23 protein-coding genes are annotated in these 26,066 nt (G+C 62.6%); 9 read left to right on the top strand and 14 right to left on the bottom strand.

The annotated features are described in order from the left end of the window. The first annotated feature begins 49 nt into the window (after positions 1-49). From SJY18_RS12790 to SJY18_RS12765, 6 genes are read left to right on the top strand one after another with little or no spacing between them, the layout of a single operon-like run. Entirely contained in the window at positions 50-1,153 is a 1,104-nt protein-coding gene (locus tag SJY18_RS12790; RefSeq protein ID WP_396667847.1) for a ThiF family adenylyltransferase, read from the top strand. Beyond that, entirely contained in the window at positions 1,150-2,394 is a 1,245-nt protein-coding gene (gene glp, locus SJY18_RS12785; protein ID WP_396667846.1) for a gephyrin-like molybdotransferase Glp, read from the top strand. Before SJY18_RS12790 ends, glp begins: the two co-directional genes overlap by 4 nt. Beyond that, positions 2,391-2,864: a cyclic pyranopterin monophosphate synthase MoaC gene (gene moaC, locus SJY18_RS12780; RefSeq protein ID WP_337337427.1), complete on the top strand. Its 474-nt coding sequence runs from the start codon at positions 2,391-2,393 to the stop codon at positions 2,862-2,864. The genes glp and moaC overlap by 4 nt, the downstream gene beginning before the upstream one ends. Then, positions 2,861-3,493: an NTP transferase domain-containing protein gene (locus tag SJY18_RS12775; RefSeq protein WP_337337426.1), complete on the top strand. Its 633-nt coding sequence runs from the start codon at positions 2,861-2,863 to the stop codon at positions 3,491-3,493. The genes moaC and SJY18_RS12775 overlap by 4 nt, the downstream gene beginning before the upstream one ends. Beyond that, positions 3,490-3,771, top strand: a complete 282-nt coding sequence (locus SJY18_RS12770) for a DUF6457 domain-containing protein (protein ID WP_337337425.1) — start codon at positions 3,490-3,492, stop codon at positions 3,769-3,771. The genes SJY18_RS12775 and SJY18_RS12770 overlap by 4 nt, the downstream gene beginning before the upstream one ends. Further along, a complete protein-coding gene (locus SJY18_RS12765; RefSeq protein ID WP_337337424.1) occupies positions 3,771-4,004 on the top strand; it encodes a MoaD/ThiS family protein in 234 nt (77 codons plus the stop codon). Before SJY18_RS12770 ends, SJY18_RS12765 begins: the two co-directional genes overlap by 1 nt. A gap of 15 nt (positions 4,005-4,019) precedes the next feature. Here the strand turns inward: SJY18_RS12765 and SJY18_RS12760 are convergent, their stop codons facing one another. From SJY18_RS12760 to SJY18_RS12730, 7 genes are all read right to left on the bottom strand, one after another. Then, a complete protein-coding gene (locus tag SJY18_RS12760) occupies positions 4,020-4,448 on the bottom strand; it encodes a molybdenum cofactor biosynthesis protein MoaE (protein ID WP_337337657.1) in 429 nt (142 codons plus the stop codon). Further along, positions 4,445-4,921, bottom strand: coding sequence for a molybdenum cofactor biosynthesis protein B (locus SJY18_RS12755; protein WP_396667845.1), 477 nt, complete (start codon positions 4,919-4,921; stop codon positions 4,445-4,447). Before SJY18_RS12755 ends, SJY18_RS12760 begins: the two co-directional genes overlap by 4 nt. Before the next feature lie 35 nt (positions 4,922-4,956). Next, positions 4,957-6,501, bottom strand: a complete 1,545-nt coding sequence (locus SJY18_RS12750; RefSeq protein WP_396667844.1) for an SDR family oxidoreductase — start codon at positions 6,499-6,501, stop codon at positions 4,957-4,959. A 97-nt stretch (positions 6,502-6,598) separates the two neighbouring features. Then, positions 6,599-8,929 (bottom strand): FdhF/YdeP family oxidoreductase, encoded by a 2,331-nt coding sequence (locus SJY18_RS12745; RefSeq protein ID WP_396667843.1) that lies wholly within the window; start codon positions 8,927-8,929, stop codon positions 6,599-6,601. Between the two features lie 18 nt (positions 8,930-8,947). Beyond that, complete coding sequence (locus tag SJY18_RS12740) at positions 8,948-10,849, bottom strand: helicase HerA-like domain-containing protein (RefSeq protein WP_396667842.1); 1,902 nt, start codon at positions 10,847-10,849, stop codon at positions 8,948-8,950. 9 nt (positions 10,850-10,858) lie between these two features. Next, the gene (locus SJY18_RS12735) at positions 10,859-11,548 is read right to left on the bottom strand and encodes a phosphatase PAP2 family protein (RefSeq protein WP_396667841.1); all 690 of its coding nucleotides are present in this window, start codon (positions 11,546-11,548) and stop codon (positions 10,859-10,861) included. Positions 11,549-11,575: 27 nt separating this feature from the next. Further along, entirely contained in the window at positions 11,576-12,922 is a 1,347-nt protein-coding gene (locus SJY18_RS12730) for a multidrug effflux MFS transporter (protein WP_396667840.1), read from the bottom strand. 180 nt (positions 12,923-13,102) lie between these two features. Between SJY18_RS12730 and SJY18_RS12725 the strand changes: the two genes are divergently transcribed. After that, positions 13,103-13,822, top strand: coding sequence for a DUF3105 domain-containing protein (locus SJY18_RS12725; RefSeq protein WP_396667839.1), 720 nt, complete (start codon positions 13,103-13,105; stop codon positions 13,820-13,822). Between the two features lie 10 nt (positions 13,823-13,832). Continuing rightward, on the top strand, positions 13,833-14,513 hold the full coding sequence (locus SJY18_RS12720) for a DUF305 domain-containing protein (RefSeq protein ID WP_396667838.1): 681 nt from the start codon (positions 13,833-13,835) through the stop codon (positions 14,511-14,513). 57 nt (positions 14,514-14,570) lie between these two features. Here SJY18_RS12720 and SJY18_RS12715 read toward each other — a convergent pair whose 3' ends face one another. The 3 genes from SJY18_RS12715 to SJY18_RS12705 all read right to left on the bottom strand — a co-directional run bounded on the left by SJY18_RS12715 (position 14,571) and on the right by SJY18_RS12705 (position 18,094). After that, entirely contained in the window at positions 14,571-15,545 is a 975-nt protein-coding gene (locus SJY18_RS12715; RefSeq protein WP_337337416.1) for a carbohydrate ABC transporter permease, read from the bottom strand. Next, positions 15,542-16,675, bottom strand: a complete 1,134-nt coding sequence (locus SJY18_RS12710) for a carbohydrate ABC transporter permease (RefSeq protein WP_396667837.1) — start codon at positions 16,673-16,675, stop codon at positions 15,542-15,544. The genes SJY18_RS12715 and SJY18_RS12710 overlap by 4 nt, the downstream gene beginning before the upstream one ends. 111 nt (positions 16,676-16,786) lie before the next feature. Further along, positions 16,787-18,094, bottom strand: a complete 1,308-nt coding sequence (locus SJY18_RS12705) for an ABC transporter substrate-binding protein (protein ID WP_396667836.1) — start codon at positions 18,092-18,094, stop codon at positions 16,787-16,789. Between the two features lie 255 nt (positions 18,095-18,349). Between SJY18_RS12705 and SJY18_RS12700 the strand changes: the two genes are divergently transcribed. Continuing rightward, positions 18,350-19,360 carry a LacI family DNA-binding transcriptional regulator gene (locus SJY18_RS12700; protein ID WP_396667835.1) on the top strand — a complete coding sequence of 337 codons (1,011 nt, stop codon included), beginning with the start codon at positions 18,350-18,352 and terminating at the stop codon, positions 19,358-19,360. Between the two features lie 117 nt (positions 19,361-19,477). Here the strand turns inward: SJY18_RS12700 and rplL are convergent, their stop codons facing one another. From rplL to SJY18_RS12680, 4 genes are all read right to left on the bottom strand, one after another. Continuing rightward, the gene (gene rplL / locus SJY18_RS12695; RefSeq protein WP_337337412.1) at positions 19,478-19,858 is read right to left on the bottom strand and encodes a 50S ribosomal protein L7/L12; all 381 of its coding nucleotides are present in this window, start codon (positions 19,856-19,858) and stop codon (positions 19,478-19,480) included. 50 nt (positions 19,859-19,908) lie between these two features. Then, positions 19,909-20,397: a 50S ribosomal protein L10 gene (gene rplJ / locus SJY18_RS12690; RefSeq protein WP_337337411.1), complete on the bottom strand. Its 489-nt coding sequence runs from the start codon at positions 20,395-20,397 to the stop codon at positions 19,909-19,911. 256 nt (positions 20,398-20,653) lie between these two features. Beyond that, positions 20,654-20,953 carry a Dabb family protein gene (locus SJY18_RS12685; RefSeq protein ID WP_396667834.1) on the bottom strand — a complete coding sequence of 100 codons (300 nt, stop codon included), beginning with the start codon at positions 20,951-20,953 and terminating at the stop codon, positions 20,654-20,656. 112 nt (positions 20,954-21,065) lie between these two features. Beyond that, entirely contained in the window at positions 21,066-26,042 is a 4,977-nt protein-coding gene (locus SJY18_RS12680) for an ExeM/NucH family extracellular endonuclease (RefSeq protein WP_396667833.1), read from the bottom strand. Positions 26,043-26,066: the final 24 nt, after the last annotated feature.

The raw sequence follows: 26,066 nt of genomic DNA, 5'->3' as shown, positions 1-26,066 counted from the left end.
ACTTGCGTTCGTTGGCGCCGTCACTTCGTCTGAGGTTTACCCTGGGGACATGCCTCTTGCTCCTCTGGTTTCTCCCGTCGACATGCTCGATGACGATGAGGCTGCGCGCACGGCTCGCCACGCGATTCTCGCCGGATTCGGTGACGTCGCACAACGCCGACTCGCTGCCGCCCACGTCGCGGTGGTCGGCGCGGGGGGCATCGGATCGCCCGTGGTGCTCGCCCTTGCCGCGGCCGGCATTGGGGAGCTCACCATCATCGACGACGACGACGTCGAAGCATCGAATCTGCAACGCCAGATCATGCATCGTCGAAGCGACGTCGGGCATCCGAAGGTCGACTCGGCGAGACGCGTGGCGAAAGATCTCTCACCGACGGTTGTGCACACCGTCAGGGAGCGACTCACCGCAGCGAACGCGTCGGCAATGCTCGCGGGGGCTCATCTGGTGATCGACGGCACCGACACCTTCGAAACGCGCGAAGTCGTCGCCGCAGCCTGCGAATCGCTCGGCACTCCCCTGGTCTGGGGAGTCGTGCAGGAGTTTTACGCACAGGCCACAGTCTTCTGGTCATCACCGCCAACGGGAACGCCCGCGGTGCTGTTGCGCGACCTCTACCCGCCAGAGTCGGTAGGTACCGTGCCGACCTGCTCCGAAGTAGGCGTCTTGGGGTCGCTCTGCATGCAGGTCGGTGCGCTCCTTGCCACCGAAGCGATCAAGCTGATCACCGGCACAGGCGAACCGCTCCTGGGTCGCGTGCTGGTCATCGACGCTCTTCGCGGTCGCACCGACGAAGTGCCGCTGCGACCCTCAACCGCGGCACCGGCCAGGCCTGCAGCCTCTCCCCCGTCGTTGATTCGCCTGACAGCCGTCGAGGCGCTTGCAGCTCAGCAGGCCGGTGCCACGATCATCGACGTGCGCGAGCCCAGCGAAACCTCGTCGGGGGTCATCGCCGGCTCCGCCCTCATACCGCTGCAGCAGCTATTGCAGAACCCCTCGCTCGCAGGCACAGAGTCGGTTGTCGTTGTCTGCAAGGGCGGCATGCGTGCAGAACAAGCCGCTCGCGCCTTGATCGCCGCCGGTCGCTCAGCGAGTGTGCTCGACGGCGGCATGGATGCATGGTCTGGCGCAGCACGCGAGGTCGTTGTCGCATGAGAGACGTTCACGACGATCTGATCGAGATTGCCGATCACCTCGCAACGGTGCTCGACGCCGTGCGAGTGGTTGACGCTGAGTCCGTTGACGTCGCCGACGCCTGCGGCCGCACCTTGGCAGCGCCAGTTCTCGCGGCCGTGGACATTCCGGTGTTCGACAACTCTGCGATGGACGGCTTCGCCGTGCGCTATGACGACGTGGCCAGCGCGTCGACTGACTCTCCGGTGTCGTTGAGCGTCGTCGCCGACCTTCCGGCGGGTACCGCACTTGATCCGCCGCTCGCACCGGGTGAGGCCGCGCGCATCATGACTGGCTCCCCCCTGCCGAGCGACGCAACCGCGGTCGTGCCGTTCGAAGACACTCTGGGCGGGCTCGACGATTCGCTCGGTCAGATCACCGTGCTGCACGGCCCGCAAGCGGTGGGCGCACATACACGGCGGCGCGGTGGTGACGCCGAAGTGGGAGATGAAATTCTCACTCCCGGCATCGTGCTCGGCCCCCTTCAACTGGGCGCTGCCGCAGCAGCGGGCGTGCCGACAGTCACCGTTGCGCGACGCCCTTGCGTTGCTGTCGTGTCAACCGGCAGCGAGCTCGTGCCGCCCGGGCAGCCGCTGCTGCACGGGCAGATTCCCGAATCGAACAGCGCCCTACTCGCCGCGCTTGTGGTTGAAGCGGGCGGCGAAGTCGTGCTGCGCACCACGGTGACAGATGAGGGCGACGGTCCGCTTCAGGCCATTGCCCAAAGCGAAGCCCTCGGCGCCGACGTCGTCGTGTTCACCGGCGGGGTAAGCGCGGGCGCCTACGAAGTGGTCAAGAACACGCTTGGCGAGCAGATGACGTTCAGCAAGGTGCGCATGCAACCGGGCAAGCCGCAGGCGTTCGGCACCTCGCCGCAGGGAACGCTGCTGTTCGGGTTGCCGGGCAATCCCGTCAGTGCCGCAGTGTCGTTCGAAGTGTTCGTGCGCCCGGCAATCTCAGCCATGATGGGCAGATTGTCTCTCACTCGCAACGTGATCACGCTTCCGGCGGCATCGGCATGGCGAACGCCGCCCGCGCGGGCACAGTTCTTGCCGGTCACGATCGATCGCTCAGATCCGAATGCCTGGAGAGCAGTGCCCGCCACGAGCGGCGGGTCTCATCTCGCTGGTGGACTCGGGCGCGCCGAAGCCTACGCGTTCGTTGCGGCCGACGTATCAGCAGTGAACGCGGGCGACCTGGTCGATGTCATGCTTTTGTCATGACGTTTACTCATCTGGATGCTGCGGGCCACGCTCGCATGGTCGATGTCACCGAAAAACAGCCGACCGTTCGTGCTGCGACCGCACGTGGCTTCGTGCGTTGCGCCCCCGAGGTGGTCGCCGCGTTGCGCGACGGGAGCGTTCCGAAAGGCGATGTGCTCGCGGTTGCCCGAATCAGCGGCATTCAAGCGGCAAAGCGCACCCCCGAACTGCTGCCACTTGCGCACGTGATCGGGGTTCACGGCGCGACCGTGGACGTCACTATCGAAGACGACGGGGTGTCTGTGGAAGCCACGGTTCGCACCGCCGACCGGACGGGCGTTGAGATGGAAGCTCTCACTGCGGTAGCCGTCGCCGGGCTGGCTATCGTCGACATGGTGAAGGCGCTCGATAAGGCCACCTCGATCGAGAATGTTCGCATCACACACAAGACCGGCGGCAAGAGCGGCGACTGGGTTCGCCCAGGCGAATGACGGCGGCACCCGCGCTGGGAGCCATCTTGCTCGCGGGCGGCCGGGCAACGCGCGTGGATGGAGCCAGCAAGCCGCTGTTCGAGGTCGGCGGTGAAACGCTCTTGCGCGCAACGTGTGCTGCGGTTCTCGAAGCGGGTGCGCGGCAGATCGTTGTCGCTGGCGACGTTCTAGACGACGCCCTCGAGGTTCGGTGGGTTCGCGAGGATCCCCCGTTCGGCGGACCGGCAGCTGGCGCAGTCGCAGCCGTCGAGTCGTGGTCTGATGAAACAGCCCCCACTTGGGTCTTTCTGCTCGCGTGTGACCTGCCCGAGGTTCAGGCCGCCGTCGCACGACTGAGCGAAGCGCTGCCACTGCTGCCGGACGAATCAGACGGTGCGTGCCTGGCCGACGAGACGTCAAGGCCGCAATGGCTGATCGGAATCTACCGCACACGCTCGTTGCGCCGCGCAGCATCTGCCCTTCCTGATCGAGGACAGCACGCAACCGTGCGTTCCCTCATCGATGATCTTGCGATCACCGTGCTGCGCGCCCCTGCAGCCCTGACCGAAGACGTGGATACGTGGGAAGATCTTGCAAAGGCGCGTGAACGTGTCGGCCATCCAACCAACCCGCGTGAGGAGACACAATGAGCGAGCCACCCCGCACACTCCCACCCGAGGCGCTGAACGAGTGGGCCGCCGCGCTGTGCACGCAGTTCGGCTTAGCGCCCGAAGACGTACCGATCCCGCTGATTCTCGATCTCGCAAGAGACGTCGCCGTCGGCGTTGCACGCCCGGCGGCACCGTTCAGTGCGTTCGTCGCTGGTCTCGTCGCCGGGCGCGAGGGCGGCAGCCCCGCTGACGTTCAAGCCGCAGCCGACGCGATCACCGCCTTGGCACGCACCTGGAAGACCGAGGAGACTGCCTGATGGCTCGCGTTCGATACTTCGCCGCTGCCGAAGAGCTTGCTGGTGTCAGTGAAGAGTCTCGCTCGGAGCCGACCCTGGCCGCATTGCGCGCCGCTCTTGCCTCCGAGCGCCCGGGACTGGGCAGCATCCTTCCTCGATGCGCCGTTCTTGTCGGCGGTGCACGAGTCGACGATGAGATCGCGCTCGCTGACGACGACCTCGTCGACGTGCTGCCGCCCTTCGCCGGCGGCTGACAGCCTGCTCTCGCGTCAGCCGCCCAGACCCTTCCAAGCGGTTGTACCGTCGCTCTCGACCTGGCGCTTCCACACTGGCAGATCTGTTTTGATCGCCTCGATGACCTTGCGGCACACCTCGAAGGCCTCGCCCCGGTGCGACGACGCCACGGCGATCACCACGGCGGCGTCGCCGACACTCAGCCGACCCACTCGGTGACTGACTGCGACAAACGCACCCGTTTGAGCGATCGCATCGTCGGCGATTCGGCGCAGCGTTGCTTCAGCATCGGGGTGGGAGCTGTATTCGAGCGCAACCACGGCGGTGGCAGCCTCGGGATCATGATTTCTCACTCGACCCACGAAAGTGGTCTCGGCACCCGCACTGACGTCTGCAACCGCGTCGAGATGTACCTGCAGGTCAAGCGGCGATTCTGAGATGGATGCAAGCCGAACGCCCATCAGTGATCTCCCCCGCGCAGCTGGTCGGCAACGTGTGCTGCCACCGACAGGATCACCGGCATGCCCGAGCGCACTGCCGCACTCGATCCTGGCAGGTTGACGATGAGGGTGGTGCCCGCGGCACCCGCGAGGCCGCGCGACAACATGGCCGCAGGCTTCTGGGTCACACCAAGACGACGCAGTTCTTCAGCGATGCCCGGAACTTCACGCTCGATGACGCGCGCCGTCCCTTCAGGAGTCTGATCTCGCGGCGACAAGCCAGTGCCACCGGTGGTCACGATGAGTGCGGCGCCTGTCGCCACGATGGATCGAAGCGTCTGCTCAACGCTGTCGGCGCCGTCAGGGACCACGACAGCGTCATCACAGTCAAATCCGCCCTCGCGCAATGCGGCAACCGCCGCCGGACCGCTGGTGTCGGCGCGCTCCCCTCGTGAAGACCGATCAGAGACCGTCACCACGGCCGCGCGCAAACTCATTCCTCCAGAGTAGGTCTCTGCCACAGGGCTCGGCCTCATTCCGCGTTTTCGGCTGACGAGGCCTCGGCTGCGGCGGTGATGCGATTGGCCATTCCCTTGAAGATGAACCCGTGAAACGGCAGCACTGCGAGCCAGTAGAGCCGGCCGGCGAGACCGTCGGGAAAGAACACCGCGCGCTGGTGGTAGGCAGAGCCTTCGGGCGAAGCAGTTGCTCGCAACTCGAGCCATGCCAAACCTGGCACCTTCATCTCGGCTCGCAAGCGCAGAAACTCCCCCGGTTCTATCGCCTCGACGCGCCAGAAGTCGAGCGCGTCGCCCACAGCGAGGCGGGCGCGGCTTCGCCGACCGCGAGCCAGACCGATTCCACCGACCAGGCGGTCCATCCAGCCCCTCACCGCCCACAGCACTGGTGAGGAATACCACCCGTTATCACCGCCGATGCCCTCGATCACGCGCCATAGCTCCTCGGAGGATGCCGACGTTGCCACCCGCTGCTCGTCGACGAAAACGACTCGCCCCGCCCAATCGGGATCGCTCGGCAGCGGGTCGCTAGGCACCCCCAGCACTTCGCCGTCTTGCCAGCTCGTCTCAACCGTGTCGTCGTTCACACGACCCAGCGCAAGTCCTACCGCGTGGCGATAGGGCGTCAGCCCGTCTGCCGGCCGCGGAATGAGGTCGTCTACATCGTGATCCTTCATCACGCATTCGTTCTGCAGCGACGCGACCAATGGCCGCGCGATCGATCGCGGAATCGGTGTGACAAGGTTCACCCAGTGAGATGCAAGCCCGGGGGTGAACACCGGCAGTGACGCGATCGGTCGCTGTTTCAACCCGGCCTCGACGGCATAGCCATTCATCATCTGGCCGTAGCGCAAGACATCCGGGCCGCCGACGTCAACGGCACGATTCACATCTGTCGGCACCCGCGCAGCGCCCAGCAGATAGTGCAGCACGTCACGCACAGCGATCGGCTGAATGTGGTTGCGCACCCAGCGCGGCGCCGGCATATAGGGCAGCACATCGGTGAGATGGCGCACCATCTCGAACGATGCTGATCCCGAGCCGATCACGACGCCCGCCTGCAAAACCAGAGTTGGCACTCCACTGGAGAGAAAGACCTCGCCGACAGCGACTCGCGAACGCAGGTGCGGCGATAGGTCGACCCCGGCGGGGTGGAGTCCGCCAAGGTAGACGATTCGAGAGACGGATGCGTCGGCGGCCGCCCGCGCAACGGTGCGCGCGGCAGTCAGATCCGCATCTTCGAAGCCGCTGCCCGCTGCCATGGAATGCACGAGATAGAACAGCACGTCGACATCACTCGCCGCCTCGCGCATCGCCTCGGTGTCTTCGGCTGATCCTTCGACGATCTCCACCTCGTTGCCCCACGAGAATGAGGCAGCGCGGTTGGCGTCGCGGGCGAGTACGCGAACACGGTATCCGGCGGCGAGCAGCCGCGGAACCAGCCGACCGCCGATGTACCCGGTAGCCCCGAGCACTAGTGCTCTCGGCGCGTCGCCGTCGTGGCGCGGCATGGCACGCAGCGGTTCTTCGCGGCCAGTCGGTGATGTCAGTTCACTCATGCCTCATGTTAGGCACCGATTTGCGGCCGCAGGCCAGGGATGATGCGAATGGGAACAGTGCGCTACCCTGCAGCCTGGCGCGCACGACTTGGTGCGTTCAGCCTCGACGCTCCAGTCTGATCAGCACCGACTTCGACGTGGGTGTGCCACTCACGTCGGCGATCGAGTCAAGCGGCACCAGCACGTTCGTCTCGGGGTAGTACGCGGCGGCGTTGCCGCGAGGGGTGGAGTACGCCACGATGCGGAACTCGTCAGCGCGACGCTCTTGCACTGCGCCGTCGGGCGCAGTCCACTCAGACACCAGATCAACGATGTCTCCGTCCGAAAAACCGAGTTTCGCGATGTCGTGCATGTTCACCATCACCACTCTGCGCCCACCGTGGATGCCTCGATAGCGATCGTCTTTGCCATAGATCGTGGTGTTGTACTGATCATGTGAGCGCAGAGTCTGAAGCAGCAGACGGTCGGGTGGAATCACTGGATACTGCAGCGCATTCGCGGTGAAACGGGCCTTGCCGTCGATTGTTGCGAAGCGCCGCTCGTCGCGCGGAGCATTCGGCAAGAAGAATGTGCGCCCCTTGTCGATTCGCTTCTCATAGTCTTCGAAGCCGGGAATGACGCGGGCGATGTGCTCCCGCACCCGCGCATAGTCGCCTTCGAGCGAGCCCCAGTCGGCGCGTGGAGCATTGATCCGCCGAGTGTTCGCCGTCGATTGATCTCCGAACACACGCGAGCAGATGCGCGCCACGATGGCGACCTCGCTCAGCAGTTGCTCCGACGGCGGCGCCAGTCGACCGCGCGACGAATGAACCGCGCCCATCGAGTCCTCCACTGACACGCGTTGATCTCGCCCGCCGCGTTGGTCTCGGTCTGTTCGACCGAGGGTGGGCAGAATAATCGCACGCTTGCCGACCACTGCGTGCGAGCGATTGAGTTTGGTTGACACCTGCACGGTCAGATCAACGGAACGCATCGCAGCCTCGGTCACACCCGTATCAGGCGTTGCGCTGACGAAGTTGCCGCCCATACCCATGAAAAAGCGCACCTTGCCGTCGCGCATCGCGCGGATGGCCTCGACTGTGTCGAAGCCATGCTTGCGAGGAGCCTCAAACCCGAACTCCCGATCGAGCGAGTCGAGAAACGCATCTGAAGGCTTCTCGTAGATGCCCATGGTGCGATCACCCTGCACATTGGAGTGTCCCCGCACGGGGCACACTCCGGCGCCTGATCGCCCGATGTTTCCCTGCAACAGCAGCACGTTCACGACATCACGCAGGGTGGGCACGGAGTGCTTGTGCTGGGTGAGGCCCATTGCCCAGCACACGATGGTCGCCGTTGACGTGCGTACGATGTCGCCAAGTCGGCGCAACGTCTCCTCTGACAGGCCCGTCGCCGCGACAAGCTCGCTCCACTCAGCATCCATCATCAAACGTCGGTAGGCATCGAAACCGCTGGTGTGAGCATTGATGAACTCGTGGTCAAGAACCCCGCCCTGTTCTGCTTCGCACTCAAGCAGGTGTTTGCCGATCGCTTGAAAAAGGGCCTGATCGCCGCCGAGGCGAATCTGCAAGAACCCGTCGGCGAGCGCGGTGCCTCCGAACGCTACGCCGCGAACAGTCTGCGGGTTCTCGAAGCGCATGAGCCCCGCCTCAGGCAGCGGGTTAACCGCGATGATCGTCGCTCCGCGCTGCTTCGCCTTTTCAAGGGCGCTGAGCATTCGCGGATGATTCGTGCCGGGGTTCTGCCCCGCAACGATCAGCAGATCGGCATTGTGAATGTCGTCGATCGATACTGTTCCCTTGCCAATGCCGATCGTCTCGGTCAGTGCGGAGCCCGACGATTCGTGACACATGTTCGAGCAGTCGGGAAGATTGTTCGTGCCAAGACCTCGAACGAGAAGCTGGTAGAGGAATGCTGCCTCGTTCGAGGTGCGCCCCGAGGTGTAGAACACCGCGTCATTCGGGTATTTGAGAGCGCTCAGCGCATCGCCGATCTCACGCAGCGCGTCGTCCCATGCGATGGGGCGATAGTGAGTCGAGCCTTCATCGAGCACCATCGGATGGGTGATTCGGCCCTGCTGGCCCAGCCACCAGTCATCGTGAGAGTCAAGTTCTGCCACCGAGTGCTCGGCAAAGAATGCCGGATCGACTCTCCGCAGAGTGGCTTCCTCGGCGACGGCCTTCACGCCATTCTCACAAAACTCTGCAAGATGGCGCTTGTCTTCTTCAGGCCACGCGCAGCCCGGGCAATCGAAGCCGTCCTTCTGGTTCACCTTGAGCAGGGTCTGGATGCTGCGCCCCATACCCATCTGCTCATTGGCGATCTTCAGGGCATGCAGCACCGCCGGCACACCGACTGCGACCTTCTTGGCAGCGGTAGTGCGCACCTTCGTTTCGTCGATGTCACTCGTGGGCGGTTTCGTCGACATATGCCAAGGCTAGAGGGTTCACCGTCGCCCGGTGCCGAAGATCCCGCGGATCACTCCGTTCAGGATCGTCTGCGTGGATTGCGACCCCAGTACTTGCTCGATTGGCGACTTCTGAGGACTGCGCGCCGTTCGTGACGAAGTACTCTTCAACAGGCGTTCGTACTCTCGCTGGGCTTTCTTGTCAGCCGCTGCTTGAGCCTTATCGATGGCTGCTTGTTGCTTGGCGAACTCGGCGTCTACCTTTGCCTTCTCTGCGGCAGCCTCGGCTTCTGCGACCGCAGCATCGGCCGCCGCCATTTTTGCACTGAGGATCTCGCGCGCCGACTCCCGGTCGATAGCGGTACCGTACTTCGCCAGCAGTGAAGACGCCTCGACAGTGGCGACTATCGCTGACTCGGGCGTAGGAGACATCAGACCCTGCGGTGCCCGCAATCTTGTCCACGCAACCGGAGTGGGCGCACCCTTCTCGCTCATCACGGTGACGATCGCTTCGCCGGTGCCCAACTCTTGCAGCACACGCTCGAGGTCGTAGCCCGATTTCGGGTACGTGCCCACAGAGGCTCGCAAGGCCTTGGCATCGTCTGGGGTGAACGCACGCAGCGCGTGCTGCACCCGCGAGCCCAACTGCCCAAGCACATCCGAGGGGACGTCTTTGGGAGTCTGCGTGACAAAAAAGACCCCCACGCCCTTCGACCGAATCAATCGCACGGTCTGCACGATCGCCGCGGTGAAGTCTTTGGATGCGTCTCGGAACAGCAAGTGCGCTTCGTCGAAGAAGAAGACGAGCTTCGGCTTCTCGACATCACCGACTTCGGGCAACGTCTCGAATAGTTCGGCGAGCAGGTACATCAAGAACGTCGAGAACAGGGCAGGTTTGTCAATGATGCCGGGAACTTCGAGCAGGCTGACGATTCCACGACCGTCACTCGCGGTGCGCAGAAAATCCATCACGTCGAACTCGGGCTCGCCGAAGAAGACGTCTGCTCCGTCATCGGCAAATGTGATCAGCTCACGCAAGATGACGCCGACCGTGGCAGACGAGAGCCCGCCCAGCTTCTTCAACTCGGCCTTTCCTTCGTCGCCCGTGAGGTATTGGAGCACCGCGCGCAGATCCGACAGGTCGACGAGCGCGAGTCCGTGCTCGTCGGCATAGTGAAAGACCAGTCCCAGACTTGACTCCTGAGTGTCGTTGAGCCCGAGCACCTTACTCAACAGCAACGGCCCGAACCCCGAAACAGTCGCGCGCACCGGCACGCCGGTGCCCACACCGCCCAGTGCAAAGTACTCGGTGTGAGATGCTTCCGCTTGCCATTGCTGGCCGATCGCTTCAGTGCGGGCGAGAAGTTTCTCGCTCGGCTCACCCGGTGTTGCGACGCCAGAAAGGTCGCCCTTGATGTCAGCTGCGAATACAGGCACGCCGCGTGCGGCAAGTTGTTCTGCGAGTCCTTGCAGGGTGCGCGTCTTGCCAGTGCCCGTCGCACCAGCAATCAGGCCGTGGCGGTTCATCATGCTGAGCGGAATGCGCACCTGCGCTTCGGCCACCGCCTCCCCGTTCACCAGTGCACCGAGATCAAGCGTGACGGCGTCGAACGTATAGCCGGTGGCTATGGCTGCTACCTCGGCGTCGTCGAGCGGCCCTGCCGTTGACGATGACGGCGGCGAAACAGCCACGACAGGTGTCGGTGCGGGCGCTGCCGACGCTGCGGTTGCGGCTTCATCGCCTGCGTTTTCACCGACTGCGGTTTCGGCTGCCGTGTTCGGCGCGCCCGCGACGCGCGCCCGCGCTGCGGCGGCTTCTGCCTCGGCGAGCGCTGCCCGCGCGTGCGCGGCCTTCAGCTCGGCCTCTGCTGCTGCGGCGTTGGCTCGCAACAGTGCTAGTTCGGCTTGGGCTGCTTCAGATTCCGGAGTGGCGCTGCTCATGCGCTCAGCCTATGCGCGGCCCGTCAACGCCGTTGCGGTGCGCGCCCGGTCTTCAACAGCGAGCCTTGCCACGAACAGTGCCGCAACGATCAGTGCGGCACCCCCGCCCACGCACGCGCCACCGAGGGTGTCGCTGAGCCAATGTGCATGAACGTAGGTGCGGCTCAGTGCCATCAATGCCACCCACGCTGTTCCCACGATGAAGACCCACAAACGCGGAAAGATCACCAAGAAGGCCACCGACATCGTGGCGGCGTTCGCGACGTGTCCAGAGGGAAACGAACCGTGGTCCGACAGCACGATGATCTCTTCGGGCCGAATTCGACCGAACAGGTGCTTGAGGATCTGCACCAAGCCGGCTGAGAGGATGAGCGCCACCAGCAGGTAGAACGCTGCCCAACGGTGCCCTGCGACGAGCAACGCAAGTGCCGAACCGACGGGAACGACGAGCACTCCGAACCAGCCACCACCGACGAAATTCATGAACAGCGAGAAGCCGAGCATGAACGACGATTCCCAACTCACCACCAGGGTGTTCCACCACAAGTCAATAGCGAACGGCTCATCACCCAGAGAGAACGCCCACGCACCCAGCGCCGCTGCGGTGACCACGAGCACCAGTCCTGCCAGCACCAGCCAGAGTCGAGTGGCGTTTAGCTGCCGTCTGGCTTCGGGTTCTGTGAACGTCTCGTCGGTCATCGCCCTATTGTGCACAGGTTTCGCACGCTACGGCGCAAGGCGCTCCACCGTGCGCGGTCGAACGATAAACCACAGCGAGAGCACGGCGATCACTGCGCAGCCGACCATGACCGATGCCATGGTCGTGGCGGTGATGCCCGAGCCAACGGCAATCCAGCCCACGATTGGTGAGACGAGGCCCGCCACGCCGAAGTTCGCTGCGCCGACGATCGATTGCGCCGTTCCCGCTGCTTTGCCATGGCGGTCGAGTGCGAGCACCTGCGCGCAGGGGAACGTGAAGCCACAGCTTGTCATGAAGAAGAACAGCGGAATCATGGTGCCCCAGATGCCGAGGCCCAGGGAGTCGGCCAGGATGATGGCGGTGCCCGTGAGCGCGAGGGCTGCGGTCGAGAACGCCAGCACCCACTGCGGGCCGAAGCGCGCGGCCAGGCGAGATCCGATCTGCACACCAACCACGACGCCGACGGAGTTGATCGCGAAAAGCACCCCATACTGCTGCGCGTCGAATGCGTACTCCTGCTGGAAGAGGAATGGCGAGGCTGAGAGGTAGGAGAACAGGCCGCTGAATGTCATCGCGCCGATGATGAGCACGCCAATGAACACGCGATCGGTGAAGACGCTTCTATAGCGCTGCCAGACCGTGGTTGAGCCCATCTCGTGACGTCGCTCGCGCGGCAGTGTCTCGGGAATGAACAGGGCCGCTGAGATCAACATCACGGTGCTGTACACAGCCAGCACGAGAAAGATTCCCCGCCAGGGCATGACAAGCAACAGCGCCGACCCCAACAGCGGAGCAAGAACCGGCGCAACGCCCGTTACCAGTGCCATACGCGAGAGCATGACGACCAGACGTTTGCCCCCGAAAAGGTCGCGGATCACCGCCGCCGCGACCACACCGCCCGCCGCAGCGCCAGCTCCCATAAGCACTCGGGCGACGGTGAGCAGCTCAAGCGTCGGGGCAAGGGCGGCAGCGACACTTGCCACCACGTGAAGGGCGGTCACCGCGATCAATGGGATGCGGCGCCCGACCTTGTCGCTGAGAGGACCGACCACCAGCTGACCCAACGCGAAGCCGATCATGGTGCCTGTCAGCGTGAGCTGGATGGCGGCCGCGGTGGTCTGAAAATCCTCTTCCAGCACGGGAAACGCTGGCAGATACAGATCGATTGTGAACGGGCCTAGTGCTGTGAGCGCGCCGAGCAGAATGATGTAGAGAACCCGGCGCCGAGTCGAGATCGAGTCTCCGGGATGCAGCACGATTGGCGCAGTGGCCGGGTTGTGCCCGAGGGCGCGGATCGCGTCGGTGTGCATCGCGGGCGCACGCCGACCGTCGTGGGGTGCTGCTTGAGTGGGAATAGACGCGGTGTCGAGCAAAGAGAATCTACGTTTCAAAAGGAGAGGAGGAAAAATGGAGGTCGAATCGATTCGACACCTCCATCGTATCGGACGACCAACTTCGCCCTTCCCAGCTGGCACCATGTTTGGGGCGCATAGGATGACCCTGTCCCGACCCCGCCCGCACGACCCGACGGGCCCAACGAGCCGAGATCGCCCATGAGTTCGAAGTCCCCATCGTCGCCTGACAAACGTCAAAGCGGCAACCCCGCAAAGCAGGCCGACATCAATTTGTCCGTCAAGCAGCAACGCGAGGCAAAACGCCAAGAGAAGCTCGCGGAGTATCAGCGCCAAATGGCCAAGCGCAAGCGAAGCAAGCTGGTCTGGTGGATTGTCGGCGCAGCGGCCGCGATTGCTGTCGTTGCCCTCGTGGCAGCATCCGTCGTGTTCGCGCCTGACCCCCCTAAGAGCTACGACGCGGGCAGTGAGGGCGTTGAGATCGTGGGCGTCGAGGAATTCGCCCACACCACCACGCATGTGGAAGGCACCGTGGAGTACGACCAGTCGCCACCCGCCGGCGGGGAACACAACGCGATCTGGTTGAACTGCGGCGTGTACAGCGAGCCCGTGCCCAACGAGAACGCGGTGCACTCGATGGAGCACGGAGCCGTCTGGGTGACCTACGATCCCGACACCATCTCGGGTGACGATCTCGAGACTCTCAAGGCGGAGCTCCCCTCGTCGTACGCCATTCTGTCTCCATACCCGGGCATCGATTCGCCGATTGCGCTCTCGAGCTGGAACCACCAGCTGAAGGTCGACTCGGTCGACGACGAGCGCATCGGCGAGTTCTTCGAGGAGTATTGGCGCAGTCAGAACGTGCCCGAGCCCACCGCGGTGTGCACGGGTGCACTCGACGCACCCGGCAAAGAAAGCTAGAGAGCTACGGGTGAACGTGCACGACACCTCATCGCCAGCGCCGCGCTGGCGATGGTGGATGGTCGCGCTCGCGGTGATCGGCGTTATGAGTCTGGCCTTCGCCATCGGCCGATTCTCTACTTTCAGCGCAAGTAGTGTTGGCGCGTACCCCACCTCGTCGTCCGCTGAAGCAGGCTTCTCGCGCGACATGCAGGTGCACCACGCACAAGCCATCGAGATGGCCATGGAGATCTACCGCAAGACTGACGACGATGAACTGCGAATTCTCGCCTACGACATCGCGACTGGCCAAGCCGGGCAGCGCGGCGAGATGTTCGACTGGTTGGTGCAGTGGGGGTTGCCGCAGGCTGGTGGGCCGATGATGGCGTGGATGGCGACCTCAGAAGCTGGCCACGACCATGGGGTACCCGCCGACGAGTCACTCACGGACGCCGAGGCGGAGGCAGCGATGGGTATGGCGTCGAGCGCAGAGCTCAGCGCGCTCTCGGCCGCTACCGGTCACGATGCTGACTGCTTGTTTCTCGAGTTGATGATTCGACACCACGAAGGCGCCATCCCCATGGCCGATGCGGTGGTGGAGCTTGGTTCCGACGCCCGCGTGCTCGAAGTCGCTGGTGCGATCATCGCTGGTCAAAGTGCCGAGATTGACGCCATGGAGTCCATCCAGGCCCGGATCGGCTGCTCAAGCTAGTTCACCGAGAGCAGCGCGGCACGCCCACGCCCGCGCACCACGCTGCCTCAGTGAATGTCACCCCTTGGTAGAGCCCGCGAGAAGGCCGCGCACGAAGTATCGCTGCAGCGAGAAGAAGACGATCAGCGGAACGACAATCGATACGAACGCACCGGCTGTGAGCAGTTGCCACTCGTTGCCTCGCGTACCAGTGATCTCGGCGAGCAGTTTCGTGATCGGCGCGACCGGGCCGTCGGCGAAGATCAGTGCCACCAGCAGGTCATTCCACACCCACAGGAACTGGAAAATCGCGAACGATGCGATCGCCGGCATGGTGAGCGGCAGCACGATGCGATAGAAGATCTGACCACGTGTGGCACCATCGACCCGAGCTGCTTCGATGATGTCGGCGGGAATCTGCGACATGAAGTTGTGCAGCAGATAGATGGCCAGCGGCAGCGCGAACATCGAGTGCGCAATCCACACCTGCGCGTAGCCGCCTGAGACACCCAGCGGCCCGGTGATCTGCACGCCCAGAATGTTGATTCCGCGCGAGAACGAGCTCAGTAGCGGGATCAATGCCATCTGAATCGGCACAATCTGAAGTGCGAACACGAAGATGAACAGCCAGTCGCGACCCTTGAAATCGATCCACGAGAACGCGTAGGCCGCGAAACAAGCGATCGCCAACGGCACGATCGTCGCCGGTATGGTGATGGCGATCGAGTTGACGAATGCGCCAGCCATGGTCAACTGCGAGTTGCCTGCCTGCAGCACCTGCACATAGTTGTCGATCGTCACCTCGGGGTCGGCGAAGAACGTCCACCATCCCGTCGTCTTGATCTGCGCTTCCGGGCGGAACGATGACACCAGCAGGCCGAAGGTCGGTATGGTCCACAGCAGCGCGATAACGATCGACGCGGCCGAGGCCCATGGGTTTGAGAGCGCCTTCTTGGTGCGACTCCAGATGCTCTCTGAACGACGCTCCCCGCGCGTAAGCTCTTCTCTCGTCTCGTCATCGACGGGAAGGTCGATTGGCATTACACCGCTCATCGGATCTCCTTCTGCAGGCGAATCTGTCGTGCGTTATAGATCACGATCGGCAAGACAAGCACGAACAGAATCACGGCAAACGCCGCTGACCGGCCAGCCTCAAACTTCGTGAACTGGGTGTACATCTCGTTCGCGATCACCGACGTGTCGAAGTTTCCGCCCGTCATGGTTCGAACGATGTCGAACACCTTCAGCGACGCAATCGAGATCGTTGTCAGCACCACAATGATCGCGGGACGGATCGCGGGAACCGTCACGTTCCAGAAGGACTGCCATGCGTTCGTACCGTCAAGTTCAGCAGCCTCGAGCTGCTCAGTGGGCACGCCCTTGATCGCGGCCGACAAGATGACCATTGCGAAACCGGTTTGCACCCAGATCAGCACGACAATCAGAAACAGCGTGTTCCATGGCGCTACCAAGAGCCACTGCTGCGGCTCCCCGCCAAACCAGACGACGATCTGATTCAGCAGACCGATCTGTTGGAATTCGGCCGCGCGATACTCGTACACGAACTTCCAGATGATGCTGGCGCCGACGAACGAGATCGCCATCGGCATGAAGACGAGCACCTTGTAGATCTTCTCGCCGCGAGTCTTGTCGATGAACACGGCGTATGCCAGACCCACCGCCGTCGAAACGGCGGGCGCGATCAGCACCCACACGATGGTGTTCGCGACAGTGCGAATGCCGTCGGGCTGCGTGAACACCCACACGAAGTTGTCGAATCCGATGAACTCCTTGCCAGAGGAGTTCATAAACGCTGCGACGAATGTCTGAATGGACGGGATGATGAGCCCGATCAGCAACAGCAACGCTGCCGGAGTCAAAAAGGCGATGAGCTGAATCAGATAGCCCTTGCCCTGACGTGCGCGATAGTCCAGCAGGAACAGAATGGCGCCGACTACCGCAGCGGCTGCGGCCGCCCACCATGCCGAGTTGAACGCGACGAAAAGCACGACTGGAATCAGCACGCACATGGCGAGGCGAATCCAGGTATAGATCTTTCCTGGGCGTGGCGCGATGTCGATGAAGAAGAGGATGAGGCCTACCACCGCGAGGAACGCCACCACCACCAGGATTGCCTGGACTACCGGGGGGAAGGCTCCCACCCAGGTAAAGAAAGCGGTCATGTCGCTCCTTTCGAGTGCGACGACGGACTCAAGGGATGAATCCGAAACAAGAGAGTCACTGCGTGCGCAACACGAGCCGCCCCACCCATGCGGGGCGGCTCGTGCGCGGCGCTAGCTAGGCCAGCCCGACTCAATCTGTTCAGTGACTTCGTTGACCGGAGTCCCGCTGATCCACGAGACCATGCCCTTCCAGAACGTTCCTGCACCAACGGCACCCGGCATCAGGTCCGAAGCGTCGAAGCGGAATGTCGTATTGGGGTCCTGCAGAATCTCGATCGCTTGCGACAGAATTCCCGAAGAGGCACTCGAGGAGTCAAGCCCGGTGTTCGCCGAAATCACGCCGCCCAGTGCAACGCGGTTGTTTGCCCACTCGGGGCTAGACAGGAACTCGAGCACCTGCACGGTGTCAGCATCGGAGTTGAATGCACCGACGATCTCGCCACCACCTGTGACAGCCGCGGCACCAGCCTCAACACCCGGCATGATGAATGCCCAGACGTCGCCGTCTTCAGCGACAGTTCCACCGGCATCCTCAATGAATCCCGAGTAGAAGGAAGCCTGGTGGTGCAGTGCGCAATCGCCCGAGACAAGCGCGCCCGCGGGATCGCCGAACTCAGTTGAGTTGATGGACTGCACATCACCGAAGCCGGCGTTCACGAGGTCTTCGTTCAGCAGGATCTCGCCAGCTGAGTTGAAGGCATCGACGATAGGAGCGTCGGTGAACGTAACCTCATTCGCGACCCACTGGTCGTAGACCTCAGGGCCAGACTCTCGCAATACGTAGTCTTCAATCCAGTCTGTTCCCGGCCAACCAGTGGCATCGCCAGACCCGAAGCCGACACACCACGGTGAAGTGCCCGTCTTTTCTTGAATGGTGCTGGTGAGCGCCATCATCTCGTCAAGAGTTTCGGGAACGGTCACGCCCCATTCCTCGAACTTTGCGGGCTGGTACCAGATGAAGCCCTTGACGCTCGCCATCAACGGCGCGCCATAGAGGGTGCCGTCGACGGTGCCATAAGTAGCCCAGTCTTCGGTCCAGTAGTCCTCGACGTTCGCGACAACTTCTTCAGGAGCGGGCGCCAGGTAGTCGCGACTGGCGAGGTCAGCGAGAAGGCCCGGCTGCGGGAAGATGGCGATATCGGGTGGGTTGCCGCCCTGCGCGCGAATACCGATCTGCGACTCGAACTCTTTCGAGGCTTCGTACTGGATCGTGATTCCAGACTCTTCCTCGAAGTCAGCCCAAGATTCCTCGAGCAGCTCGGCTTCGGTGTCAGAGATGGTGCCGTAGACCGTGACGGTGTTGTCGCTCTCAGCGGCATCTGAATCACCTCCGTCCGCACTGCAACCCGTTATCGCAAGTCCCACGACCCCCGCCAGGGCGATAGGCACCATCACACGACTCCGCTGTGATCTCACCATGTTTTTTCTCTCCTCGTTGAGCGTGCGGGCGACAGAGCCCGATCGACATGTGTTTGACGGCATCCTCGGGAACCGCTTCCAGGCAAAGGTACATTGCCAACACCCTGCGCACAACAAATCGATTGTTACAACTCGGTAACTCGGTGAATTCCGGCCCACGGCGAGCCGATGCGAACATGGAACCGGTTGCTGACAGACGCGTGCTCAGGTACGGTTTACGCATTCCCATCCACCTTCGATGACGAAAGCTGACGGATGAGCGGTATCGCCGATGTGGCCCTTCGTGCAGGCGTGTCTAAATCGACTGCCAGCCGCGCCCTGAGTGGTGCAGGGCATACGTCCGAGCGCACCCGCACCCGAGTTCTCGCGGCAGCCAGCGAGTTGGGATACGTTCCATCGACCAACGCGGTCAGCCTTGCCACTGGGCGCACGCGCAACATCGGTGTGGTGATGCCTCGCGTCAACCGTTGGTTCTTCGCCGAAGTGCTCGAGGGCATTCAAGCCACTCTGCTCGCGCGGGGGTACGACCTCACGCTCTACGATGCCAAACCGGGGTCACCCGAACGAGCGCGAGTGTTCACCGAATTCTTCGCGCGCAAACGCTTCGACGGGCTCATCGCGGTCGGCATTGAGCCGGTCGACGATGAGATCGGTCAGCTGCAAGCGGTGGGCCGGCCGATCGTCAGCGTGGTCGGAGCGCAGGATCAGCCTGGCGTCGTAGGAATCGATGACGTGCGCGCGTCAAGGCGCGCGACCGAACACCTGCTCGGATTGGGGCATCGCAAGATCGCGTTCTTAGGCGCCGGAGATGCTGAGGTGTGGGCCAACGTCGACCGATTGCGGCTGGAGGGATACCGCGCCGCGATGAGCGACGCTGGCCTCAGCGCATCGATCCTGCACGTGCCGTCGCCAGTCACACTGCCTGGGGGCTACGCAGCGGCGGTTGATCTGCTCAGCGACGACCAACGACCGACAGCGATACTCGCGGTGTGCGACGAAGTAGCCATCGGCGCGATTATTGCCGCGCGGCGACTAGGCATCGCCGTGCCCGCATCGTTGAGTGTTGTGGGCATCGATGACCACGAGTTCGCTGAGATGTTCGCACTCACCACTCTGCGGCAAGAGCCGCAGGAACAAGGGGCCCTCGCCGCGCGGGTGCTGCTCGAGACACTGCAGCACCCCGACAATCCGACCCTCATCGAGCCGATGCCTGCACGGTTGATCGTGCGCAACTCCACAGCCTCCGTGGATCCGTCGCAGCTCTAGCGGATTGAACAGAATGCACGAAGCCCCGGATGCCTAAGCATCCGGGGCTTCGAAATAACCCGATCGGATCAACCGATCTGAGCGATCAGCGGACGCTCAACGAGCGCCCGCATCGGCTCACTTGAGGGTTACGGTCGCGCCTGCGGCCTCGAGAACTTCCTTGGCCTTGTCAGCGGCTTCCTTGCTTGCGCCCTCGAGCACAGCCTTGGGAGCGCCGTCGACAACAGCCTTGGCCTCGCCGAGGCCGAGCGAGGTGAGCTCGCGCACGGCCTTGATGACCTGGATCTTCTTGTCGCCAGCAGCCTCGAGGACGACGTCGAAGGAGTCCTTCTCCTCGACCTCTTCAGCTGCGCCTGCGCCGCCGGCGCCAGCAACGGCGACGGGAGCAGCAGCGGTGACGTCAAACTTCTCTTCGAATGCCTTCACGAACTCGCTGAGTTCAACGAGGGTCAGGTCGGCGAACTGCGACAGCAGTTCCTCAGTGGTGAGCTTCGCCATGATGTATCTCCTAGATAAATGGGGGTTTGTGTTGAGAAAAAGCCAGACGCTTACGCAGCGTCGGCAGTCTCGAGCTTCTCGCGAAGAGCATCGATGGTGGCCGCAGCCTTGCCCATCGTGGCCTTCATCATGCCCGCAGCCTTTGCAAGCAGAACCTCGCGGCTCTCGAGCGAGGCGTACTTGTTGATCTCGTCGGCGCTCAGGAGGTTTCCCTCGAAGACACCGCCCTTGATCACGAGATGCGGGTTGGCCTTGGCAAAGTCACGCATTGCCTTCGCGGTGGCGACGAAGTCACCGTGCACGAATGCGATAGCCGACGGCCCCTTGAGGTCGTCGTCCAGACCAGAGACGCCAGCGTTGTTCGCCGCGATCTTGGTCAGCGTGTTCTTCACCACGGCGTATTCCGCGTCCTGACGGATGCTGTTGCGCAGCTCCTTGAGCTGTGCAACCGTCAGACCGCGGTACTCGGTAAGCAGAACGGCGTTCGAGCTCTCGAAGTTCTTCGTAAGCTCGGCAACCGATGCATCCTTCTGCGCCATGGTCACTCCTTGTGTATATGAGACGTTCCGCGGCAGCGGGGCGTCAGCTTCGGCATCCGGTCAGCTGATTTGTTCACGAACATCAAAAAAGCTCCGGCGCAAGCGCACGGAGCTGGATTCTCGAAGAGATTCATTTCGTACACCTGCGCGGGCCCCTGCAATGCAGTGCTTCAATCTTCGTTCGCTTGCGCGCACGATGATGACCGACGGTCTTTGGCTAACGTCAAGACTAAACGATCGAGCTCTCTCCGCCAAATCAAGGGCCGTCGACGAAGTCATACTCCTGAAACTCGGCGACTTCGGTGACCCAACGATTCGCAACGAAGGCGACGTGATCGGGGTGGTTGTTGTAGGCGTCGTACGCACTCTGATCTGCAAAGCTCATCGAGAACTGGTGGGTCAGTGCACTTTTCGCACTCACTTGCCGCGCGACAGCAAAATTCTGCACGCCCGGAATAGCGGCAAGAATATCGGGGCCAGCATCCAGAAATTCACTTTCTTCAGCGGAGCCCGCGGAGTGCACCAGGCGGAAGACAACGGTGTGCTGAATCGACATGACCCCATCTTGGCAGGTGCAGCGCACTGCCCTTGCTCTCGACGCTCGCGTGCACGAAGAAGGCCCCGCTCACCGCTTGAATGCAAACGATGAGCGGGGCCTTCCGTGTTGACTAGACCGCGCGACGTGCGGCGATAACCCGCAGTGTCACCCCGAGACCCAGCATCATCGCGAGCGCGATGAGAAGCGCACCGAGCTCACCGGCGTTGCCACCGGTCGCAGCCAGCGCGCCCCCGGCGCTGGTGTCGCCGGCATCGTCTGTGCTCGTCGCGACGTCGCCATCGGCGATCGTGATCGACTGCCAGCCGATCACCTCACCGGAGGCATCGAGCACGACAAGACGGTGTGTTCCCGTGACATCGGTGGGCAGCTGAACCGAAACAGTTCCGTCTGCGGCCACCTGCAACCAACCACCGCCCAGCTGCTGTGGCGTCGAGTGCAGCCACACGCTCACCCACTGGCCCGCGTACTTCGGGTCAAGACTGATCACGACGGTGCCGCCGGGCACGAAGTCGCCATCGAGCCCTGCAATGCCGTTCGCATTCTGCGGGGTGAGATCACCATCTGCAACCGGAATTGCATCGGTGGTCGGCTTCGCCGATCCGCCCGTTGAGGGCAGTTCTCCCCCTGTGTCCGGGTCAGTCGGATCGGTCGGATCGAGAACTCCCACCACTGTCAGCGGAACAGTCACGACCGTGCCACTGACGGGTGCTGTGAGCGTCAGCGTGGTCGCACCTGCTGCCGACTCAGGAACAACGAGTTCGATGGATGCTGCGCCCGCCGTCACTGCGAACGGGGCGTACGCCGTATCGCCGATGGTCGCCTCGACCGTGGTGTTCTCTGGGCTGCCGAGCGATGTCAGGTTAAGCCCTGAGACCTCGATCGAAAGCGTCTCACCTGCGTTGATCATCGAAGGAACACCGGTGACCTGAGCGCTACGGCTCTCGAAACTCGGGCTCACCGGTGAATTCGACTGAAGGTAGGCGATCCAGGCGTCACGATCGATGAGGCCCGAATCCCGCGTGTTCGATCCCTGAGCCAAGGTAGAGAAGTTGTCTCCGCCCTGAAGCAAGAAGCTGAACGATCCGATGCGGTAGTCAGCCTCACGGTCGATCGGCTCACCGTCGATCCAGACACCTGTGATGTGCTCACCGCGGTCTGCGGTCGCGTCGAACGTGTAGCTGACGTTCTCTGACAGACCAAGAGCCAAGAAAGCACGGCTAGAGCCCTCGGGCTGCCATTGCTCTTCGAGTGCCGATATGAGCTGTGCACCTGTGAGCGTTGTCGTCCACAGGTTGTTGAGGAACGGCAACACGGCGTTTGCCTCGGCGTAGGTGATGACTCCGTTATCTGAGCCGTAGAGCATCTCGGCTCGAAGCCCGCCGGGGTTCACCATGGCGATCTCGGCTGCCCCGAGCTCGGGGCTTGAGAGGCTTTCGACGATCGCGTCTGCAACCAGGTTGCCCAGTGTCGACTGCGAGGTGCGGTCGTCTCGCGACCCACCGGTCCACACTCCGTCGACAAACGCGCCGCCGCTGAACGCGGTGGTGATGTCGGCGGTGACCGAGCCCACCTGAACACCGCCGACCACAGCTGCGTGCGCAAGAGCGTCGGCGACGATCGTCGACACTTCTTGAACGCGCGGGTAGGCGGCGATCAGGTCAGCATCACTGGTCGTTGTGCGAGCAACGGTGCGTGCCGTGTATGACTCAACGTCACCCGATTCAGCGTCAACCGAGAGAACGATCTGACCGATGTTCGAGCCGTAGTCACCGCTCTGAACAATTGGGCGTGTGCCCTCTTCGCCGGGGATCGGTGCGTCCCACACATACAGCTTGTGGGTGTGGCCGGTGAAGATGGCGTCGACGTCGCTCGACGTCTTCGTGACGATGTCAGCGAATGAACCGCCAGCAGCAACCTCTTCTTCAACAGTCGCGCCCTCAGCCGCACCGTCAGTAGCTCCCTCGTGGTATTCGGCAATGATGACGTCGGCCGTGCCCTCGAGTTCAGCTGCCACTCGGTTGACGGCCTCGACCGGGTCTCCGAAGTCAACCGAAGCGATGCCACCGGGGGTGACGAGCGTTGCGGTGTCTTTCGTCACCGCGCCGATCACGGCCACGGTGAGGCCATCGACCTCGAACAACTCATACTCCTGAAGAACGGGGTCGGTAGTGCCCTTGGCATAGATGTTCGCGCTGAGGTACGAGAAGTCTGCTGCGTCAGTCACGCGGCCTGTCAGGTCATCGATTCCGTTGTCGAGCTCGTGGTTGCCCACGGCCGACGTTGCCAGGTCAAGAGCATTCAACACATCGATAGTGGGCTCATCACCCTGCGTTGAGGACGCAAATTCTGACGCACCGATGTTGTCACCTGCAGAAAGGAACAGGGTGTTGTCGTCGCCGTACTGTGCACGCAGCTGCTCCACGGTTCCCGCGAACTTCACGGTGTTCGAGTTGATGCGTCCGTGGAAATCGTTGATGTTCAACAAGTTGAGATCCACAAATTCGTCTTGTTCGGCGAAGTCCACACCCACCACGACAGGATCGTGGTCGCTCGAACGGTACGGTGACTCGTCGTAGAAGATCGTCGCGTTGTAGTTGTAACGGCTGTACTCCAGCGCGATCGATTCACCCGAGTTGATGTTCCAGATGTCTGCACCGGTCACAAGCTCGTCTGCCGAAGCCGAGGCGAGAATGTGGTCAAGCGATCCGCTGGCACCGTCGAACGAGTATGTGTACTTTCCCGTCTTGGAGCCCTGGTCAACGTATCCCGCGCTGTAAAACACCTGCATCGGGTCTTCCTGCGTGTAGGCGTTGAAGTCTCCGATGAGGAAGACATCGTCAGTACCGACGTCGGCCTGCAGCGTATCTGAGAACTCGACGAGGGCGGTCGCCTGCGCAACGCGCGATGCGTTCGAGGCTCCCTGACCATCGCCCTGGTCGGCGTCAGCTCCCGTGCCCGATCCTTTCGACTTGAAGTGGTTCACGATTGCGATGAAGGTGTCAGCGTCACTCCCACCCGCGGGCTTGAACGCTTGAGCAAGCGGGTAGCGCGCGTTGCTGAACGCTGCGTCATCATCGATGACCGCGTCGCCCACGGTTTCAAGATCTGCTTTCTTGTAGATGAAGGCAGTGCGAATGACGTCTTCGCCCGTCGGCACGGTTTCGGGCGAACGAGCGTAATCCCATGCGTCCGAGCCAAGATCAGCATTCAACGCGTCGACGAGTTCTGCCACAGCAGCGTCGCGGTCGACGCCAGCGATGGTGGAGTTCTCGATTTCTTCGAGCGACACGACCTCAGCGCCCAGCCCGTTGATCGCTGCGACGATCTTGGCTTGCTGACGTGCAAGGTTTTCGTCGTTTGCAGCTCCGCGCACGGCTGCGGTTCCGGAGCACGAGTTCACCGTGATGTTGTTGCCGGCGCGGTCTGTGTAGTAACTGCACGATGAGCCGAGCGCTACAGCATCTGCGCCGGTGGTGGTGAAGTAGTTCAGCACGTTGAAGCTGGCGATCTGCACGTCGCCACCCACATCCGCAGGCGACGCGGTGCGAGTGTTTTCGAACGTTGCCGGCTGCACAGTGGTGGCGTTTTCTACCGTCAACTGCTGGGTGGGCTGGAAGTTCCACAGGCCGTAGCGGTAATCAACGATCACCGCTTGGGTGAACGTCGTCGAGGCACCGACGATGACCGGATCGGTGGTCGACAGGTACGGCAGCGGAATGCCTTTGTTGGCGGTCGAGTTGAAGTTCGTCGAGGCACCGTCATCGAGCGTGACGAAGCGCGCCGCGTTATCGGCGATGACATCCTCGTACTCGGCGCTGCCGGGAAGAGCAACTTCAGTCGGGGTCAGCAGAGGTTCGACGCCTGAAGCCAGACCGATTGATCCGTAGTAGTTGGTGTCATACGTGTCGGTGACGGTGAACTCACCCTGAGGAGCAACAAGCATGCCCTCGAGCAACTCCCGCTCGTCGTCGGTGGTGGGCCATGTGATGTTGGTCGGAGTCACCGGCTCAACGACATCAGAGAGCACTGTGACGTTTGCGTCGGTGGCTGAAAGCTGAGTCGCTCCGCTGAACTCCGAAACGGCTCCCGTCACCTCGACGTAGTCGCCGATCGCGACCTTGCTGGCCGCTGCAGATCCATAGACGAATACCGCCTCGGATGCTGTGTATGGCGCCTCAGGCGCACCTCCGGTGCCCGGCGTCTGAATGTAGAAGCCATTGAAGCCACCCGTGGGATAAGCAGCGGTGACCACACCGTGGGTCGTTACCGTCTGACCCGCGAGTGGGCTGGCGGTGCCGGTGCCCTGAATGGCGGCGATCGTGACGGCTCCCGGCGCTGCAGTCGCAGTCGGCGTTGCCGTTGCCGTAGGAGTTGCCGTCGCGGTAGGAGTTGCCGTCGCCGTGGGGGTCGGCGTCGGCTCCACACTTGAAGCGGATGACTGTGGAGTGACCGTTGCAACACTCGCAAAGTCGACGGAGTTGTTGTCGGTGTCTACAAAATCAGCGCGAGTGAGTGAGTTGGGCTCACTGTTACCCCCGTTGACGGCGACGACTGCGCCTTCAAAAGTGTTCGACGTTCCATAGCCGATAAGGTCTGCGACCTCGGGGTTGTCAACGATCGACCCGATGGCAAGAGTGACAGACTCTGTCGTCTCCGCCAGGTAAAGGGTTCCTGAGGTGCCTGAGGCGCCAAGGGTGGCGTCAAACGCAAGGTCGGGAGTTACCGGCAACGCGGCCCCATTGGCGCCGTTGCCGTTCCACGCAACCAAGAAGTAGCCGCCTGGCTCGATCGTGCCTGCGAGTGGGTAGCTCACCGAGGGCCCCGCCGTACCGCTGGCTGAGCGGTATTGCACAGACCAGTCCGAGAGGTCTTGCGCAACGTCGCCAGCGTTGTACAGTTCAACGAATTTGTTCGTGTACGGCGCGTTTGCGCTTCCGCCCTTGAGGTATGCCTCACTGAAAATGACATCAGCTTCGCCAGGCTCTGCGGCGAATGCCGATAGCGGCACTAACGCTGTGCCAACGAGTGCCACCGTGATACCGGCGGCGAGACGACCAAGCAAAGGGCGCCGTCGAGAACTGGACATATGTCTCCTGATGAGTGTGATCGA

It is taken from the genome of Microbacterium sp. R86528 (assembly GCF_044596335.1).
Classification (GTDB): Bacteria; Actinomycetota; Actinomycetes; order Actinomycetales; family Microbacteriaceae; genus Microbacterium; species Microbacterium marmarense.
This window is presented reverse-complemented; position numbering and strand designations above follow the sequence as displayed.

Bases quoted from the DNA above. Each gene is read 5' to 3' on its own strand.
- SJY18_RS12770 (WP_337337425.1), top strand. From the start codon at position 3,490: ATGAGCGAGCCACCCCGCACACTCCCACCCGAGGCGCTGAACGAGTGG.
- SJY18_RS12725 (WP_396667839.1), top strand. From the start codon at position 13,103: ATGAGTTCGAAGTCCCCATCGTCGCCTGACAAACGTCAAAGCGGCAAC.
- moaC (WP_337337427.1), top strand. From the start codon at position 2,391: ATGACGTTTACTCATCTGGATGCTGCGGGCCACGCTCGCATGGTCGAT.
- SJY18_RS12685 (WP_396667834.1), bottom strand. From the start codon at position 20,953: ATGTCGATTCAGCACACCGTTGTCTTCCGCCTGGTGCACTCCGCGGGC.
- SJY18_RS12755 (WP_396667845.1), bottom strand. From the start codon at position 4,921: ATGAGTTTGCGCGCGGCCGTGGTGACGGTCTCTGATCGGTCTTCACGA.
- SJY18_RS12750 (WP_396667844.1), bottom strand. From the start codon at position 6,501: ATGAGTGAACTGACATCACCGACTGGCCGCGAAGAACCGCTGCGTGCC.
- SJY18_RS12700 (WP_396667835.1), top strand. From the start codon at position 18,350: ATGAGCGGTATCGCCGATGTGGCCCTTCGTGCAGGCGTGTCTAAATCG.
- SJY18_RS12775 (WP_337337426.1), top strand. From the start codon at position 2,861: ATGACGGCGGCACCCGCGCTGGGAGCCATCTTGCTCGCGGGCGGCCGG.
- SJY18_RS12790 (WP_396667847.1), top strand. From the start codon at position 50: ATGCCTCTTGCTCCTCTGGTTTCTCCCGTCGACATGCTCGATGACGAT.
- SJY18_RS12735 (WP_396667841.1), bottom strand. From the start codon at position 11,548: ATGACCGACGAGACGTTCACAGAACCCGAAGCCAGACGGCAGCTAAAC.
- SJY18_RS12680 (WP_396667833.1), bottom strand. From the start codon at position 26,042: ATGTCCAGTTCTCGACGGCGCCCTTTGCTTGGTCGTCTCGCCGCCGGT.
- SJY18_RS12765 (WP_337337424.1), top strand. From the start codon at position 3,771: ATGGCTCGCGTTCGATACTTCGCCGCTGCCGAAGAGCTTGCTGGTGTC.
- rplL (WP_337337412.1), bottom strand. From the start codon at position 19,858: ATGGCGAAGCTCACCACTGAGGAACTGCTGTCGCAGTTCGCCGACCTG.
- SJY18_RS12745 (WP_396667843.1), bottom strand. From the start codon at position 8,929: ATGTCGACGAAACCGCCCACGAGTGACATCGACGAAACGAAGGTGCGC.
- SJY18_RS12705 (WP_396667836.1), bottom strand. From the start codon at position 18,094: ATGGTGAGATCACAGCGGAGTCGTGTGATGGTGCCTATCGCCCTGGCG.
- rplJ (WP_337337411.1), bottom strand. From the start codon at position 20,397: ATGGCGCAGAAGGATGCATCGGTTGCCGAGCTTACGAAGAACTTCGAG.
- SJY18_RS12715 (WP_337337416.1), bottom strand. From the start codon at position 15,545: ATGAGCGGTGTAATGCCAATCGACCTTCCCGTCGATGACGAGACGAGA.
- glp (WP_396667846.1), top strand. From the start codon at position 1,150: ATGAGAGACGTTCACGACGATCTGATCGAGATTGCCGATCACCTCGCA.
- SJY18_RS12710 (WP_396667837.1), bottom strand. From the start codon at position 16,675: ATGACCGCTTTCTTTACCTGGGTGGGAGCCTTCCCCCCGGTAGTCCAG.
- SJY18_RS12740 (WP_396667842.1), bottom strand. From the start codon at position 10,849: ATGAGCAGCGCCACTCCGGAATCTGAAGCAGCCCAAGCCGAACTAGCA.